The organism is Fructobacillus parabroussonetiae (assembly GCF_018437265.1).
Taxonomy (GTDB): Bacteria; Bacillota; Bacilli; order Lactobacillales; family Lactobacillaceae; genus Fructobacillus; species Fructobacillus parabroussonetiae.
This window is the reverse complement of record NZ_JAAMFL010000007.1, coordinates 32,811-49,727: the sequence shown is the minus strand read 5'-3', so window position 1 is coordinate 49,727 and position 16,917 is coordinate 32,811. Positions and strand designations below refer to the sequence as shown.

The window sequence follows — 16,917 nt, the reverse complement described above, 5'->3', positions numbered from 1 at the left end:
GAGGCCAGCTGATGGGAAATGAAAATTTTGAAACAGTGATTGGACTCGAAGTCCACGTTGAGATGCAGACGAATTCCAAGCTGCTCTCACCATCCCCAGTCCACTACGGGGACTCACCAAACGAAAACACCAACGTGATTGACTGGGCCTACCCTGGTGTTCTGCCAGTGGCCAACAAGGGTGCCTTGGACTACGGGATGCGCGTTGCCATGGCCCTACACGCCGACATCACCGAAGAAATTCGCTGGGACCGGAAGAACTACGTTTACCCGGATAACCCCAAGTCCTACCAGACGACGATGAACCAGACACCACTGGCTCGTAACGGTTATTTGGACGTGACGATGCCAGACGGAAACGTGAAGCGAATCGGAATCGAAGAGCTCCACGTCGAAGAAGATGCCGGAAAGAACACCCACGGGACTGACGGCTATTCCTACGTCGATTTGAACCGTCAGGGAACACCCCTGGTCGAAATTGTTTCCAAGCCAGACTTGGCCTCTCCCGAAGAAGCCTACGCCTACTTGGAACAGCTGCGCCGTGTGATTCTCTTTACCGGTGTTTCCGAAGCCAAGATGCAGGAAGGGCAGATGCGTGCCGACGTTAACGTTTCCTTGCGTCCGCATGGATCCAAGGAATACGGGACCCGTGTCGAAATGAAGAACGTTTCTTCCTTCCGTTACGTTGAAGCAGCCTTGGCCTTTGAAGAAAAGCGCCAGGCCAAGTTGATTCGTGCCGGTGGCCAAGTCCGTCAGGAAACCCGCCGCTACGACGAACCAACCAAGTCAACGATTTTGATGCGTGTTAAGGAAACGGCCGACGATTACCGTTACTTCCCAGAACCTGATCTGTCACCGGTTCGCATCGACCAGGCCTGGATTGACCGGGTGGCCGCGGACTTGCCAAAGTCAGCAACCGACCGTCAAAAGGACTACGTCGACGAACTCGGCTTGGAACCGTACGATGCCGAAGTGTTGACGCAGACCTTGGCTATGTCGAACTTCTTTGACAACACGGTTGCTGCTGGTGCTAACTCAAAGCCAGCTGCTAAGCGTGCAGCCAACTACTTGATTGGTGATGTTAACGCCTACTTGAACAAGACTCAGGTTGAGTTGCAGGAGACGAAGCTGACGCCGGACAACCTGGCTGGTTTGGTCAAGCTGGTCGAAGACGGTACCATTTCAACCAAGCAGGCCAAAAAAGTCTTCGAAGCCATCATGGAAGGTGAAGAACCGGAGGCCTATGCCAAGGCCAAGGGGCTGGTGCAGATTTCCGATCCCGCCACGCTCCTGCCATGGATTACAGAGGTCTTAGATGCCAACCCACAGTCAATTGAAGACTTTAAGGGTGGAAAGGACCGTGCCACTGGATTCTTGATCGGACAGTTGATGAAGAAGTCCAAGGGACAAGCCAACCCAGGTGTCTTGAACAAGCTTTTGTTGGAAGAATTGAACAAGCGTTAAAGGTTGTTGGTGGTTGAGACCTGCGGCTGCGGGCTGAAGAAGGCTTTGCCTTTTTTTTCGGATTGCTGCTTTTTGACCCATGCAATTGTTAAAATGGAAAATCGCGCTGGTTTTCCGTACATAGATTTAGGAGGAAAGGGCGTGGTTGGCCTTTTAAGAGGACCGAATCGCCTTTGGTGAGCAAGATGAAACGTGCACGAATTATTTATAACCCAAGTTCCGGTCGTGAGATGGTTAAGCGGGAAATGCTTGGCATTTTAAACGTTTATGAACAGGCTGGCTACGAAACGTCGACTTTTGCAACGACACCGGAACCCTTGTCGGCACAAAAGGAAGCGACTCGGGCGGCCCTGGCTGGCTTTGACCTGATTGTCGCTGCCGGTGGTGACGGGACCATCAACGAAGTCGTCAACGGGATTGCCCCCTTGGCCAAGCGACCAAAGATGGCCATCATCCCGGCTGGTACGACCAACGATTACGCTCGGGCCTTGAAGGTCTCCCGCGATGATCCATTGGAAGCCGCTAAGGTCATTTTGAAGAACCAGAGCATCAAGATGGACATCGGTCAAATCCAAGCCTTTTCGCCCGCAGAAGTCGGCAAGGAAGGCTCGGCTTTGGAAAAGCAACCGGTCCGCTACTTCATGAACATCGCGGCCCTGGGGACTTTGTCTGAACTGACCTACGCGGTGCCATCGGCCATGAAGTCCCTCTATGGCTACTTGGCCTACTTGGTCAAGGGTGCCGAACTGCTGACCCGCTTGAAGCCGGTGTCGGCCAAGGTGACTTTTGACGATGGGGAATACGAGGGCGATATTTCGATGATCTTCCTGGCCCTGACCAACTCGGTTGCCGGCTTTGAAACCATCGTACCCGACGCTAAGCTTGACGACGGGATGTTCACCCTTCTCATCGTGAAAAAGTCCAACCTCTGGCAGATTGCCCAGTTGGCCGCCCAAGTCTTGAAGGGCGGGGCCCACATCCACAACCCGAACTTGATTTACAAGAAGACGGCCAAGGTGGAAATTGAGCCAACCAACGGTGATCCGATCAAGGTGAACTTGGACGGGGAGTACGGTGGCGATGCACCGATGACTTTTGAAAACCTGAAGCAGCACATCGAATTCGTGGCCAACATTGAAGCCATGAAGACCGATGACACGACGACCAAGATTCAAGAGCAATTCGTCGAACAAGTTGAAAAATTAGAAGCAACGGGCGGTCACGATGACCTGTCCGAAGAAACGGCTGATAAGGCCGATAAGTAAGCAGACTGGCGGCACCTGGTGCGGCCACTTTTGCGTTATTGAGAAGATGAAAGGCGAACACACATGGCAAAAGCCAATCGCGTATACAAGCAGAAGGCGCCGGTCAAAAAGAACGACCGGGTCGAGGCTGACATTATTGATTTGACCTACCAGGGGATGGGTGTGGCCAAGGTGGAAGGCTTTCCACTCTTTGTCGCCAATGCTCTACCCGGTGAAAAAGTCTTACTGACGGTGACCAAGGTTTTGAAGAACTACGGCTTTGCCCGCATTCAAGAAATCGTCAAAGTCTCCCCCGACCGTGTCGAATTGCAAGATAAGCTGGCGCTGACAACCGGGATTGCCCCAATGGCCAACCTGTCCTATCCAGCCCAGCTAGCCTGGAAGCAGCGACAGGTTCGCGAACTCTTCAAGAAGGCTCAGCTGCGGGTGGCGGTTGCACCAACCTTGGGGATGGATGACCCAACCCACTACCGCAACAAGGCCCAGGTACCAACGCAGATGGTCAACGGCCGCTTGGAAACCGGCTTTTACCGTCGTGGTTCCCACAAGCTGATTCCAACCGATTCCTTCTACATTCAAGACGAAAACGTCGATGAAGCCATTCGCGTTACCCGTGACGTTCTCCAAGATTTGGGCCTTTCGGCCTATGACGAAGAGACGGGGAAGGGCTTGGTTCGCCACGTCATGGCCCGCTACGGAAAGGCGACCGGCCAACTGATGGTCGTCTTGGTAACGGCCAAGGAACGCCTGCCTGAAAAGGAGGCCATTGTGGCCGCCTTACGGGAACGTCTGCCAAAGATGGTTTCCTTGGTCCAGAACGTGAACGCCAAGCAGACTAACGTCATTATGGGCCAAGAGAACCACCTGCTGTGGGGGCAGCCTGAGATTGAAGACCAGCTGCTCGGCAAGGCCTATCTGATTGGACCGAACTCCTTCTACCAGGTCAACCCGGAAACGACGGCCAAGCTCTACAGCCTGGCCAAGGACTTGGCTGATTTGAAGCCAACCGACACGGTTATCGATGCCTACTGTGGAATCGGAACGATCGCCTTGACGGTGGCCGACAGTGTCAACAAGGTGCTCGGTGTCGAAGTGGTCGAACCGGCCATTGAAGACGCCAAGAAGAACGCCAAGCTAAACGGCATCTGGAACGCCGACTTTGTCGTGGCGGATGCTCCAGAGCAGATGCACCAGTGGGCCAGCGAAGGCAAGACGGCCGACGTCGTCTTCGTTGATCCACCCCGTAAGGGCTTGACCAAGGACTTTATCGAGGCCGTTGGGGTGATGAAGCCCGACCGCCTGGTCTACGTCTCCTGTAACCCGGCCACTTTGGCTCGTGACGTCAAGGATTTGATCGAGCAGGGCTATGAAGTGGACGGTCGTGTGCAGCCCGTTGACCAGTTCCCACAGACCATGCACGTGGAAGCGGTGGTGAAGCTGGTGCGGGCAAAGTAAGAAAGTGAATAAAAAAGTTGCTAAGAATCTGTAATATTAGATTCTTTAGTGATTTTTGTACATATTGATTGACCAAAAGGAGGGACCACTGTGGCCAAAGCAACCGACACACCAATGATGGTGCAATACCATCAGATCAAAGACCTCTATCCCGACGCCTTCTTGTTTTACCGCTTGGGGGACTTTTACGAACTCTTTGAGGAGGACGCCATTAAGGGGGCCAAGATTCTTGAGTTGACGCTGACCTCGCGCAACAAGAATTCCGAAAACCCCGTACCCATGGCCGGCATTCCCTATCACGCCGCCTCGAACTACATCGACATCCTAGTCGATGCCGGCTACAAAGTCGCCATTGTCGAACAGATGGAAGATCCAGCCACTGCCAAGGGGATGGTCAAGCGAGACGTCGTTCAGCTGATCACGCCCGGAACCAAGTTGGCCGGGCAAAACGGGGATGGCAAGACCAACAACTTCCTGGCCGCCGTTGTCCATGACAATGCTGGTATGGCACCGGCTAAGAAGGGGGAGGCCCCCCGTCCTTACGCTTTGGCCTACATCGATTTATCAACCGGTGAACTCAAGGCGACTTTTTTGGAATCGGCAGAGGAAGTCCTCGATGAATTGGGGGCTTTGGAAGTCAAGGAAGTCGTCTTGGCCAAGCAAGACGACCTGAAGGCCGCTGACGTGGCCAGCCTGGTTGGTGAAAAGGGCCTGGTGGTTTCCTTCCAGGGGCCGGCCCAGCCTTCGGCCACGCTGACTTATCTGACCAAGGACTTGAAAGACGCCCTGGGCCAGGCCGTGACCTCGCTTCTGCTCCAGTACCTCTTTGATACGCAGAAGCGTTCCCTGGACCACATCATGCCCGTGCAGGCCTATGAACGGCAGGCCTACCTGGTCTTCAACCAGGTGACCCGGGTCAACTTGGATTTGGTCCAAAATGCCCGGACCAAGCAAAAAGCCGGTTCGCTCTTTGCCCTTTTGGACGAAACCAAGACAGCCATGGGTGGCCGCTTGCTAAAGCAGTGGCTGATTAAGCCCCTGAAGAACCGCAAGGACATCAAGGCCCGTCAGGACGTTTTGGCTGCTTTGACGGCCGACTTTTTCACCCGGGGAACGGTTCAAGACCAGCTGAAGTACGTTTACGATTTGGAACGACTGGCCGCAAAGGCTGCCCTGGGTACTTTGAACGCTAAGGACATGGTTCAGCTGAAAAAGTCGCTGCAGGCCGTACCGGCGCTGCAGAGTGCCTTGACCGGAACCTCCTCCGATCCCATTTTGCAGGAGCTGGGGGGCGGCCTGGATCCCGTTTCAGATTTGGCCGAGGTAATCGAAGCCGCTCTGGTGGATGATCCGCCCGTTTCAGTCCGCGATGGCGAGCTGATCAAAGAAGGCTACGACGACCTGGTTGATTCCTACAAGCAGGCCTTGACCGATAACCAGGACTGGCTGGCCAATTACCAGGAAGAAGAACGACAAGCAACTGGCATTCCAACCCTAAAGGTCAAGTACAACAAGAACTTTGGCTACTTTATCGAGGTGACTAAGGCCAACTTGGCAAAGCTTGAAGAGGGCCGCTACACCCGTAAGCAGACCCTGACCAACGCTGAGCGCTTTACAACCGCTGAACTGAAGGAGCACGAGGACCTGATCTTTGCTGCGCAAACCAAGCGCTACGACCGGGAATACGAGCTCTTCTTGGAAATTCGCCGACAGGTCAAGGCCGAAATGCACCGCCTGCAGGGCCTGGCCCACGACTTGGCCAAGGTCGATGTCTTGGCCGCTCTGGCCGACGTGGCCGAGGAACGGCACTTTGTTCGACCAAGTTTCCATGAGGATGGGAACCGGGCGGTTAACATTGTCCAGGGCCGCCACCCAGTGGTCGAATCACTCTTACCGGCTGGGGAATACGTGGCAAACGGCGTGACTTTCCCACAGGACCAGTTTATCCAATTGGTTACCGGACCGAACATGGCGGGAAAGTCGACCTACATGCGTCAGTTGGCGATCATCGTCATCTTGGCCCAGATGGGTTCCTTTGTGCCGGCTGAAGCGGCCGAACTGCCAATCTTTGATCAAATCTTTACTCGAATCGGGGCCAACGATGACTTGGTGGCTGGTCGCTCGACTTTCATGGTTGAAATGGCCGAAGCCAACTTGGCCTTGCAAAACGCGACGGCCCAGTCCTTGATTCTCTTTGACGAGTTGGGCCGGGGAACGGCCACTTACGACGGCATGGCGCTGGCTCAGGCCATCATTGAATTCCTGGCCAAGCATTTGCACGCTACGACCGTCTTTGCCACCCACTATCACGAATTAACGGCCCTGGCGGAAGCCTACCCGGCCATTGAAAACGTGCACGTCGGGGCCAAGCTATCAGAAGACGGCCGGCTCCACTTCTTGCACCAGGTGCAACCCGGTGCGGCCGACCGTTCCTATGGAATTCAGGTGGCGGCCTTGGCCGGTCTGCCTGGTCCACTCCTGCAAAACGCCGAAAAGATTTTGGCGGCTTTGGAAAGGGAAGGGGCTGGTCAGGTCGAAGTCGAAGAAACCGTGAAGAGGGCGGCGGAAGCGGCTGGTTCAGCAGAGCCAAATGCGGATGCTGCGGATCAGGCTGTCTCGCCGAAGACTCCGGCCGCGACCTTTACTCAGCCAAGTGGCTTTGCCCAAGACCTGCCGCTCTTTGAAGTGACCGAAAGCAGGCCAAGCAAGGCGGTTCCTTCTGAAGCGGAAAGTGCCGTTTTGGCGAAGTTACAGGAAACCAACCTGAATAAGTTGACGCCGCTGGACGCGCTCAACCTGCTTTATAAGTTGCAGGAAATGGGGGAGCAGCATGGCTAAGATTCACGAACTATCGGACTTGCTGGCCAACCAGATTGCGGCCGGTGAGGTGATTGAACGGCCGGCCTCGGTCGTCAAAGAGTTGGTGGAAAACGCCATTGATGCAAACGCCCACCAGGTCGACGTGGTCGTTGACAACGCTGGTCTGGACCTGATTAAAGTCATCGACAACGGCGATGGCATTGAAGAAGACCAGGTGCCACTGGCCTTCGTTCGCCACGCCACTTCTAAAATTGAAAACCGTCACGACCTGTTCAAAGTCATGACCTTGGGCTTCCGTGGTGAAGCCCTGCCATCGATTGCCTCGGTGGCCGACGTGACTTTGCAAACCAGGACCAAGGAAGCTGAAAACGGCTTTACCTACCAGGTCAAGGGTGGCCAAGTGATTCAGGAGAATCCGGCGGCCGGCCGCTTAGGCACCATCGTTTCGGTGCGCAACCTTTTTTACAATACACCGGCTCGTTTAAAGTACTTAAAGAAGCCGCAGACCGAACTGTCATTAATTGTGGACGTGGTCAACCACTTGGCCCTGGCTCATCCGGAGCGGGCGCTGACTTTGACCCACAACGGCAAGACTTTGGTGAAGACGGCCGGAAACGGCGACTTGCGCCAGGTTTTGGCGGCCATCTACGACCGGAAAACGGCCGAGAAGATGGTCGACTTTGCCGGACAGTCGGAACACTTCAAGGTGTCTGGCTACCTGACTTTGCCGGAGCAGACGCGGGCCTCACGGTCCTATTTGGCCGTTTTGGTCAACCACCGATTCGTGAAGAACTTTTCGGTTTCAAACGCCATTATCAAGGGCTACGGTTCCAAGTTGATGGTCGGCCGTTTTCCAATCGGGGCGGTTTCCATCGAATTGGACCCACTCTTAGTTGATGTCAACGTCCACCCGCAAAAGGCCGAAATTCGCCTGTCTGAACAGGGTGAGTTGACGGACCTGTTGACCAAAGTCATCGCGGAACGTCTGGCTGAAGAAAACCTGATTCCAGACGCCTTGGAGAACCTGGGTCAAAAAGAAGATGAACTGGCCCATCCAGGATTGGAAAGAACGCAAAGTCCAAAGGCGAGTCAGCAAGCGGCTAACGCGGCAAAGACCGCTTTCTTGAACCAAGCCCAGCGCGCGGTGAAGTTGGGGACTATGCCCGCCATCAAGGTCAACGAACAGGCTGTCATTCAGCTCACTGATTTGGCCTATCTGCAAGATGCGGCCGTTTTGGCTTTCAAGACCCGCTATCAAGACGAGGCCTATCTCGATCCCTTTGCAGCGATTGCTTCAGCAAAGTCTTCGACCGTTTTGAATGAAGAAGAGCGGAGGGCTGAAGCGGGCCGGGTTGAGTTCGATCAAGTGGCCGAACCCCTGGTGGATTACCACGTGAACGACCATAGCGCCTCGGACGATTCTGTTGCTGAGGATGATGAGCCGGCACTTTTAAGCAGTCACAAACAGGCTTTTGTTGAAGAAAAGAAAAAAGTTCGGGTGGAAAACCTGGACTTGGACGTCGATGAGCAGGCAACAGACGACAATCCCAAGGGCTTTCCCAATTTGGATTACATCGGCCAGATGCACGGAACCTTTCTCTTTGCCCAAGACAAGGACAAGCTCTATTTGATTGACCAACACGCGGCCCAGGAACGGTTGAACTACGAGTTCTACCGCAAGCAGGTTGGTGAGGTGTCGGGCAACCAGCAAGTGCTCTTGCAGCCGCTGACTTTGACCTATTCGACCGCCGATGTCTTGAAAATCATGGACCACCGCGAGGTGCTCTTGGAAGTCGGCCTGGCGCTCGAGGAATTTGGCCCCAACACGATTGCTTTGTACGAGCACCCGACTTGGATGAAGGCCGATCAGCTGGCCGATACCGTCAAAGAAATGATTGACTGGGTGCTTTCGGGTGAAGAATTGACCATAGCGGCCTTTCGGGAAAAGGCGGCGATCATGATGTCATGTAAGCGGGCCATCAAGGCCAATTGGCACATTTCGGACGCCGAAGCGCGGACTTTACTGGCCAATTTGGCCAAGGCCGAAAACCCCTACAACTGTCCGCACGGCCGGCCCGTTTTGACCGCCTTTACCCTTACTGAAATGGAGCGGATGTTTAAGCGAATTCAGGATTCCCACGAGTCCTGGCAGAACTACGACACCCATCCATTCTAAAAAAATCGACGAAAGGAGGACTCTTCGATGATGAATAATAACGACGTCGTGATTCGCTTGCGTTACGCGCTGTCACTGACAAACAAGCAGGTCGAAGCGATCTTTAAAAAGGGTGGCGTGACGGTTTCTGATGCCGACTTGGACCGGATTTTGACCCGCCAAGACAAGGACCTGCCTCACGACCACAGCCTGTCGAACCATGACTTGGAGGCCTTTTTGAACGGTCTTGTTATCGATAAGCGTGGGGAACGCAAGGACAAGGATGGCAAAGTCGTGCCGCCGACTTTTGACGCCACGAGCGCGAAGTTGGTGAACAACGTGACCATCAAGAAGATTAAGATTGCCATGTCTTACACTTCTGACGACATTCAGGAGCTGATGAAATTGGCTGGTGACAGCATTTCAAACGGTGAATTGTCGGCCATCTTGCGCCGGCCCGACCACCGCAACTACCGGGAAGCGGGGGACCGCTATGTCCGGAAGCTGCTTGCGGGGATGAGCAAGAAGTACCGGGGCTGAGTGTCCTCGATTTAAATTAAATGATTAAAAGCAGCCCCATTATTGTGGGGCTGCTTTTAATTTTCCTTAAATTCTGTTTTCTAAATCACTGTTACTAACTGGTAATCAAGACTTTGTCATTGTTTTTGACTACTTGAACCTCGTCTTTTTTCATATTGTAAATGGGAAAATTTGTTATGATAGAAGAGAATGAATGGAGATTTGAACAGTATGTCATCGATTGAAAAGGCCCTTTTGAAAAATCAAGTCATCGCCCCGTTCGCCTACACGCAAGCAGGCGGTGTGGCGGATTATTTGGCGATTCCAAAGTCTTTAGACGAGCTGTCTGATCTCCTGGCTTGGGCAAGAAAAAACGAATTGCCCGTGCACGTTTTTGGCCGTTTATCCAACCTGGTGGTTCGCTCCGGTGGTTTGCGTGGTCTGGTCATTTTAATGACTGAATTAAAGGCTGTACAGCAGGAAGGTGACCAATTGATTGCCGAAGCCGGCTGTGACATTATCTGGTTGGCGGCCGTTGCCCAGGACAAGGGTCTGACTGGTCTCGAGTGGGCGGCCGGGATTCCCGGTTCTGTCGGTGGGGCTGTCTTCATGAACGCCGGGGCCTACGGTGGCCAGGCGGACATGGTGGTCGAATCCGTGACGGCTTTGATGCCGGATTTGTCCTTGCAGACTTTTGCAAGAGAGGAACTGGCCTTTGCTTACCGGCACTCGGTCTTTCAAGACAACGGGGGCGTGATTGTCCAGGCCCGCTTTGCCTTGAAGCCTGGTAAGAAGGAAAAAATCCAGGCGAAAATGGACGAGAACAACTACGCCCGTGCCCTGAAGCAGCCCCTTTCTTGGCCATCAAACGGCTCGGTCTTTAAGCGGCCAGAAGGGCACTTTGCTGGAAAGCTCATCATGGATTCTGGCCTCCAGGGAACGGCCGTTGGTGGCGTCATGGTGTCAACCAAGCACGCCGGCTTCATGGTCAACGTCGACCACGGGTCTGGAAACGATTACGAAGACCTGATTCATCTCGTCCAAGCAGAAGTTTATAAAAATTATCAAGTGAAACTCGAACCAGAGGTTCGAATTATAGGAGACCGATAAGCATGACATTAATCGAATTAATGGTCGTCTTAGTGACTGGGGTGGCGCTTTCCAGCATCATCTCACACTTTGTTCCGGCCATCCCAATTTCACTTTTCCAAATCGCCATCGGGGTGCTCTTAGCAACCTGGGGCCAGATCAACGTAGAGGTTGATTCCCACTGGTTTATGATGCTTTTCGTTGCGCCGATTTTGTTTAACGATTCCTGGCGCTTTCCAAAGCGTGAACTCTGGGAACTGCGGGCTCCAATCTTGGGAAACGCGATTCTACTTGTTCTGGTTACGACGATCGTTGGTGGCTATGCCATCCACTTCCTGATTCCACAGCTGCCCTTAGCCGTATCACTGGCTTTGGCAGCCGTGCTATCACCAACGGATCCGGTGGCCGTTCAAGCGATTGCCAAGCGGGTCAAGCTACCGGAAAACCTGCTGCACGTGGTGACCGGCGAAAGTCTGGTCAACGATGCCACGGGGCTGGTTTCCTTTAACACGGCGGTCAAGGCGGCGGTCGCTGGTACCTTTGTACTTGGTGACGCCCTTTTGAACTTCGCCTGGATGACGGTGATGGGGGCCCTGGTTGGAATCTTTCTTGGTTCAGGCATGATTATCTTGCGAAACTGGGTTTCCCGTTCCGGCTTGGCCGACGTCGTCTTCTATACGATTTTTACCTTGCTGATGCCCTTTATCATCTTTTGGGTAGCCGAAGGTATCCACGCCTCTGGCTTGATTGCCGTGGTAACGGGCGGCATTGCAGCCAAGATTCTTTCTGATCGCAAATCCAGTCTCCTCTCGGCTGAGGCAACCATTGTTTCGGTGCATTCCTGGGAAGTCGTCGTTTACGTCTTAAACGGCCTAATCTTCGTCTTGCTGGGGATTACCTTACCAAACGCCTTGCACAACATCCTAAAGAACACGGAAATCGCCAACTGGCAGGCCTTCTTATACGGGCTCTTGGTTTGGCTGATCGTCTTTGTTCTCCGGGTTCTCTGGGCCTACGCTATTCAGTGGGGCCAACACTGGCACCACAAGGAAACAGTGGCCTCGCTTCGTTCAGCCATTGTTTCTGGTCTGACCGGTGTGCGTGGGGCGGTCACGATGGCCGCCGTTTTGACGGTGCCAACTGTCACCGATGCCGGCAAGGCCTTCGTTGGGCGCGACTTGGTGATCTTTATCGCGGCGGTTGTGGTCGTGCTGTCACTGGTGATGGCTTCGATTATGCTGCCGGTGGTCACTAAGCAAGTGACCCAGCACGACTTTACCCAGCCGGAATCGGCCATGGCAGCAGAGGAAAGCGAGAGTCCGGTGCGGGCTGACCTTTCCGAAAAGCGGGCCCGTTTGTGGATTATCCGTGTTGGCATTCAACGGTTGCGCGACCTGCAAACCGAGGAAAACCGGCGGATTATTCACGAATTGATTTCCCGTCGGCAAAAGTCGGCCAGAACGTTGCGCCACAGTCTCCACGATGACCAGGACCAGTCCGACTACGCGGCCGAAAAGGAAATCGAATTGCAGGAACTGGCCTTGGAGGCCCAGCGCAACCGCTTGCAGCAGTTGCTGGTGGAAGAAAGCATTTCACCGATTACTTATTCCTTGCAGGCCAAGCGCTTGGATCAGTTCGAAGCCGACTTGGGCTCCGACCGTGATCTGGCGGGTTTTGTCCGCTTTAAGTGGTACTACCGGCGCTTGCGAGCCAACTTCCGCATCTGGTTATCCGACCAGGAATCGGAAGTCGTCCACGAGGAATCGGGCCTGGCCGTTCGTGAAATGGCTAAGGCGGCCATCAAGGCCCTGTCCGACTTTGTTGGGGCCCAGGTGGGAGATACGGTCACGCACCGGATTCTCCGTCAGACGGCCTACAACCTGATTGTGGTTTACCGCTATCAGATTGAAAAGACCAAGCACGTGCCGTCGTTTGAGCAGCAGGAACAAGACGATAAGACGCGCATGGAATTAGAATTGAAGACGCTTTCTGCCGAACGTGACATGGTCCAAGAACTCTACGATCAAAAGCGGATTTCGCGGCAGACCAGCATCAATTTAAGACAGTACATTAACTACGCGGAGACCAGGGCACTGGTTGGCCGCAATGAGGAGTAAAACATGGGAATTTGGGCGTACATGACCTCTAGTAACTTGGCCCACTTGGTCGATATTTTGATCATCTGGTTCTTGCTCTACAAGGTGATTACATTTGTTGAAGGGACGCGGGCGTTGCAGATCCTAATCGGGGTCGGTGTCATCGTCTTGGTCAAAGTCATCGCTTGGTCGCTTGGCCTGGTGGTGCTTTCCTGGTTGATGGACCAAATCATTACCTGGGCACCGATTGCCCTGGTGGTGATTTTCCAGCAGGAAATTAGGCGGGGACTGGAAAGCCTGGGCCGGCGGATGATGGTCCGCAAGCAGCACCTCGATAACGAACAGGCCCGCGAACTGATTCGGGGCTTGGACATGGCCTTGCAATACATGTCCAAGCGCCGTATCGGGGCCCTGATTACAATTAATGGAAAAGACACCCTGGAAGAATACATCAAGACGGGAATTCCTCTGAACGCCACGGTAACTGGCCAACTTTTGATTAACATCTTTATTCCAAACACGCCTTTGCACGATGGGGCCGTCATCATCAACAATGACGAAGTGGCCGTTGCGGCCGCTTACCTGCCACTGTCTGAGTCAACCCGCATTCCAAAGGAATTGGGAACTCGTCACCGTGCCGCCGTTGGTATTTCGGAAGCAACCGATGCCGTGACGGTCGTGGTTTCGGAAGAAACCGGGGAAATTTCAATTACCCAGCGTGGCGACTTGCTCCGCAACATGGACCAGGAATCCTACCTGAACTTCTTTGAAAAGCAGTGGGTTGAGCCGGTTCAAAAGGATCAGAAGCGCTTTGCCTGGCTCCAATTCTTATTGAAAGGGAGGAAGTCATGAAAAAGTTTGGTTCATCAAAGACCGTTAACATTGTCTTTTCATTGTTACTAGCCATTTTGCTGGCGGCCTACGTACTTTCAATTAAAAACTACTCGAACTCGAATTCATCCAACCAGTACTCATCACTGGTAACCGAAAAGAAGGAGACGGTTTCCGTACCGTTGACTTATCAGTACAACAGCGATGATTACGTCATCGTTGGTGGGGCTTCGACCGTTTCAGTTAACCTGCAGGGTTCATCAGCCCTGGTCACGGCCGCTAAGAACCACAACGACATTTCGGCCTCTGCCGACTTGCGTGGCCTTGGGGCCGGTCAGCACACGGTCAACGTGGCCTTGGCCGGGGTCAGCTCCTCCTTATCAGCCACCGCATCGCCACAGACGGTAACGGTGACTTTGGCGGAGAAAAATTCGGCCAAAAAGGATGTCAAAGTCCAGTACGACAGCAGTAAGATAGCCAGTGGTTACAGCGTGACCGACACTTCAACCGACGTGAAAACGGTCACCGTCACTGGACCAAAGGAGAACGTTGACGCCGTTTCCTATATTGGTGCCGACGTTGATTTGGACAAGAATACCAAGTCCAACGTTTCCCAGTCCGCTAAGCTGACGGCCTATGATAAGAACGGCGATCCGGTCCAAGTCAGCCTGTCACAAAGCAAGTCCAACGTGAAGTTGACGGTTGCACAAAGCGATAGCAATTCGTCTTCAAAGTCTGTGAAGCTCGCAGCCCAGGCCAGTGCTGGAAACTTGAGCAACTTTGACATTTCCTTTGACCCTTCAACCGTGACAATCACGGGGTCAAGTGATACACTAAATAGCATTGACTCGCTGCACGTCTCGCTCGATTTGTCCAACATTTCAAGCAAGACCAGCACGAGTGTCAGCTTAGACAAGCCATCTGGTGTCGACCAACTGTCCGTCCAGAAGGTGACCGTCACAATTACTCCGAAATCCAGTAATTAATCAACGGCTTTGAACAAAAGACAGTGTAGGTTTATTTGGAGAAAAAGGAATGACAGAATCTCATTTAAAATACTTTGGAACAGATGGTGTTCGTGGGGTGGCCAACCAGGGCTTAACCCCTGAATTGGCCCTGGCCCTTGGTCGGGCCGGTGGGGCCATTTTGACCCGTCACAACGACAATCCGGATAAAAAGCCGGTTGTGGTCGTTGGCCAAGACACCCGTATTTCTTCTGAAATGCTGCAGGAGGCCCTGATTTCAGGACTCTTGTCAGTCGGTGTCGACGTCTTGAACCTGGGCGTTATCACAACTCCGGCCGTGGCCTACCTGGTCGAAGCCCTGGAAGCCGATGCTGGTATTCAGATTACGGCTTCGCACAACCCAGCCAAGGACAACGGTATCAAGTTCTTTGGCCAGGACGGCTTTAAGTTGTCCGATGACCTGGAAGCCGAAATCGAAGCTATCTTGGATGGCAAAGACGGCGACCAGTTACCACGTCCAGCAGCCGAGGGGCTGGGGATGGTTTCCCACTACCAGGAGGGTGCTCAGAAGTACATGGCCTTCTTGCAAAAGACGGTGCCGTCTGACCTGTCCGGCTTTAAGATTGCCTTGGACGGTGCTAATGGCGCCACGGCCGACTTGCTTCCTCGGCTCTTTGCCGACCTTGGGGTCGACTTTGAAACGATGGGAACGGAACCAGACGGTTTGAACATCAACGACGAAGTTGGGTCCACTCATCCAGAAGCCCTCGTTCAGATGGTGCAAGAAGGCGAATTTGATGCTGGCTTGGCCTTTGATGGTGATGGCGATCGGTTGATTGCCGTCGATTCAGACGGGAACATCGTTGACGGTGATAAGATCATGTACATCACCGCCAAGGCGATGAACGACCAGGGCCGCCTGAAGCACCAGACGGTCGTTTCAACGGTTATGTCAAACATCGGTTTCTACAAGGCTTTGGAGGCAGAAGGAATTTCTTCTGTGAAGACCAAAGTCGGTGACCGCTACGTCATGGAAAAGATGTTGGAAGAGGACGACAACCTCGGTGGTGAGCAGTCTGGCCACATCATTTTCCGCGACTGGGCGAAGACCGGTGATGGTCTCTTGACTGCTCTGCAGCTGCTGCAGGTGATGAAGGATTCCGGTATGACTTTGCAGGAATTGGCAGCACCGGTTACGATTTACCCACAAAAGTTGGTTAACGTGGCTGTCGCGGATAAAAACGCGGTCATGGCAGATCCAGCCTTGGCAGAAAAGATTGCCTCGGTTGAAAAGAAGATGGCCGGTGATGGCCGTGTTCTGGTACGCCCTTCGGGAACTGAATCGTTGGTTCGCGTCATGGCGGAGGCGAAAACACCAGAATTAGTTGCTGGCTATGTGGCCGAACTGGTGGAAACCGTTCAATCGATTGCGAAGAAATAAAATGTAAAATCAACCAAGAAAAGTCCTTTTTCTTGGTTTTTTTACTGGAATCAACGGCAAGAAAAAAGGCGAAATCTGGTATAATAAGGGGTAATTGAACCATGAGAGGACGACAAATTGTCACCAGCAGAATTTAAAGCTTATTTAAACGAAAACTATCAAATCGACTTTGATGATTTGGATCTTTTGAAGGAAGCGCTCACGCAGCGAAACTTCTTGAATGAAAACCCAAAAGAAAGCGGTCGCGATTACCAACGACTCGAATTCTTAGGGGATGCCATCATGCAGGCATCGGTTACGGAGTACCTGTTTAAGCGCTATCCCGATTGGGATGAAGGACAGTTGACTGAAATGCGGATTACGATGGTCCAGACCAAGTCCTTTGCACATTTTTCCCAGGTCATCCACTTAAACGAAGCGATTCGCTTAGGAAAGGGTGAGGAGATGAGTGGGGCCCGTCAACGGCCATCACTTTTGGAAGATATTTGGGAGGCCTTTATTGGTGCTCTTTATCTTGACCAAGGACAAAAGGCCGTTGTTTCGTTGTTAAACCAAACGGTCTTTGCGGCCATTGATGAGAATTTCTTTGACCAATTTATTGACTTCAAGTCTCGCTTGCAGGAAAAACTGCAAACGAGGGGTGCGGTAGCGATTACCTACACCATCGAAGATGAAGAACGAAACGATGACAACAGCCAAGTCTTTAAGGTTTCGGTTGCTTTGGACGGCCGTATTTTGGCTTATGGATTTGGTTCATCAATCAAGGATGCTGAGAAGGCTGCGGCCCAACAGGCCTTGATTGATTTAGCTGAGTAAAT

The 16,917-nt window shown here is 53.1% G+C and carries 12 protein-coding genes; all 12 read left to right on the top strand.

What is annotated here, in order from left to right; all coding sequences use genetic code 11:
• Positions 1 to 11 precede the first annotated feature (11 nt).
• The 12 genes from gatB (at position 12) to rnc (ending at position 16,915) form a co-directional block, all read left to right on the top strand.
• On the top strand, positions 12 to 1,463 hold the full coding sequence (gene gatB, locus G6R30_RS04520) for an Asp-tRNA(Asn)/Glu-tRNA(Gln) amidotransferase subunit GatB (protein ID WP_213821901.1): 1,452 nt from the start codon (positions 12 to 14) through the stop codon (positions 1,461 to 1,463).
• Positions 1,464 to 1,648: 185 nt separating this feature from the next.
• Positions 1,649 to 2,728: a diacylglycerol kinase family lipid kinase gene (locus G6R30_RS04515; protein ID WP_213821899.1), complete on the top strand. Its 1,080-nt coding sequence runs from the start codon at positions 1,649 to 1,651 to the stop codon at positions 2,726 to 2,728.
• Between the two features lie 63 nt (positions 2,729 to 2,791).
• Complete coding sequence (gene rlmD / locus G6R30_RS04510; protein WP_213821897.1) at positions 2,792 to 4,183, top strand: 23S rRNA (uracil(1939)-C(5))-methyltransferase RlmD; 1,392 nt, start codon at positions 2,792 to 2,794, stop codon at positions 4,181 to 4,183.
• A 90-nt stretch (positions 4,184 to 4,273) separates the two neighbouring features.
• The gene (gene mutS / locus G6R30_RS04505; RefSeq protein ID WP_213821895.1) at positions 4,274 to 7,021 is read left to right on the top strand and encodes a DNA mismatch repair protein MutS; all 2,748 of its coding nucleotides are present in this window, start codon (positions 4,274 to 4,276) and stop codon (positions 7,019 to 7,021) included.
• The gene (gene mutL / locus G6R30_RS04500; protein ID WP_213821893.1) at positions 7,014 to 9,179 is read left to right on the top strand and encodes a DNA mismatch repair endonuclease MutL; all 2,166 of its coding nucleotides are present in this window, start codon (positions 7,014 to 7,016) and stop codon (positions 9,177 to 9,179) included. Before mutS ends, mutL begins: the two co-directional genes overlap by 8 nt.
• A 30-nt stretch (positions 9,180 to 9,209) precedes the next feature.
• Positions 9,210 to 9,698 carry a YehS family protein gene (locus G6R30_RS04495; protein WP_213822060.1) on the top strand — a complete coding sequence of 163 codons (489 nt, stop codon included), beginning with the start codon at positions 9,210 to 9,212 and terminating at the stop codon, positions 9,696 to 9,698.
• A 210-nt stretch (positions 9,699 to 9,908) separates the two neighbouring features.
• A complete protein-coding gene (gene murB / locus G6R30_RS04490) occupies positions 9,909 to 10,787 on the top strand; it encodes a UDP-N-acetylmuramate dehydrogenase (protein WP_420798109.1) in 879 nt (292 codons plus the stop codon).
• Between the two features lie 2 nt (positions 10,788 to 10,789).
• Positions 10,790 to 12,883 carry a cation:proton antiporter gene (locus G6R30_RS04485; protein ID WP_213821889.1) on the top strand — a complete coding sequence of 698 codons (2,094 nt, stop codon included), beginning with the start codon at positions 10,790 to 10,792 and terminating at the stop codon, positions 12,881 to 12,883.
• A 3-nt stretch (positions 12,884 to 12,886) separates the two neighbouring features.
• Positions 12,887 to 13,714, top strand: a complete 828-nt coding sequence (gene cdaA, locus G6R30_RS04480) for a diadenylate cyclase CdaA (protein WP_213792384.1) — start codon at positions 12,887 to 12,889, stop codon at positions 13,712 to 13,714.
• Positions 13,711 to 14,679, top strand: coding sequence for a CdaR family protein (locus G6R30_RS04475; protein ID WP_213821887.1), 969 nt, complete (start codon positions 13,711 to 13,713; stop codon positions 14,677 to 14,679). The genes cdaA and G6R30_RS04475 overlap by 4 nt, the downstream gene beginning before the upstream one ends.
• A 49-nt stretch (positions 14,680 to 14,728) precedes the next feature.
• Positions 14,729 to 16,099 carry a phosphoglucosamine mutase gene (gene glmM, locus G6R30_RS04470; protein WP_213821885.1) on the top strand — a complete coding sequence of 457 codons (1,371 nt, stop codon included), beginning with the start codon at positions 14,729 to 14,731 and terminating at the stop codon, positions 16,097 to 16,099.
• A gap of 117 nt (positions 16,100 to 16,216) precedes the next feature.
• Positions 16,217 to 16,915: a ribonuclease III gene (gene rnc, locus G6R30_RS04465; protein ID WP_213821882.1), complete on the top strand. Its 699-nt coding sequence runs from the start codon at positions 16,217 to 16,219 to the stop codon at positions 16,913 to 16,915.
• Positions 16,916 to 16,917 lie beyond the last annotated feature (2 nt).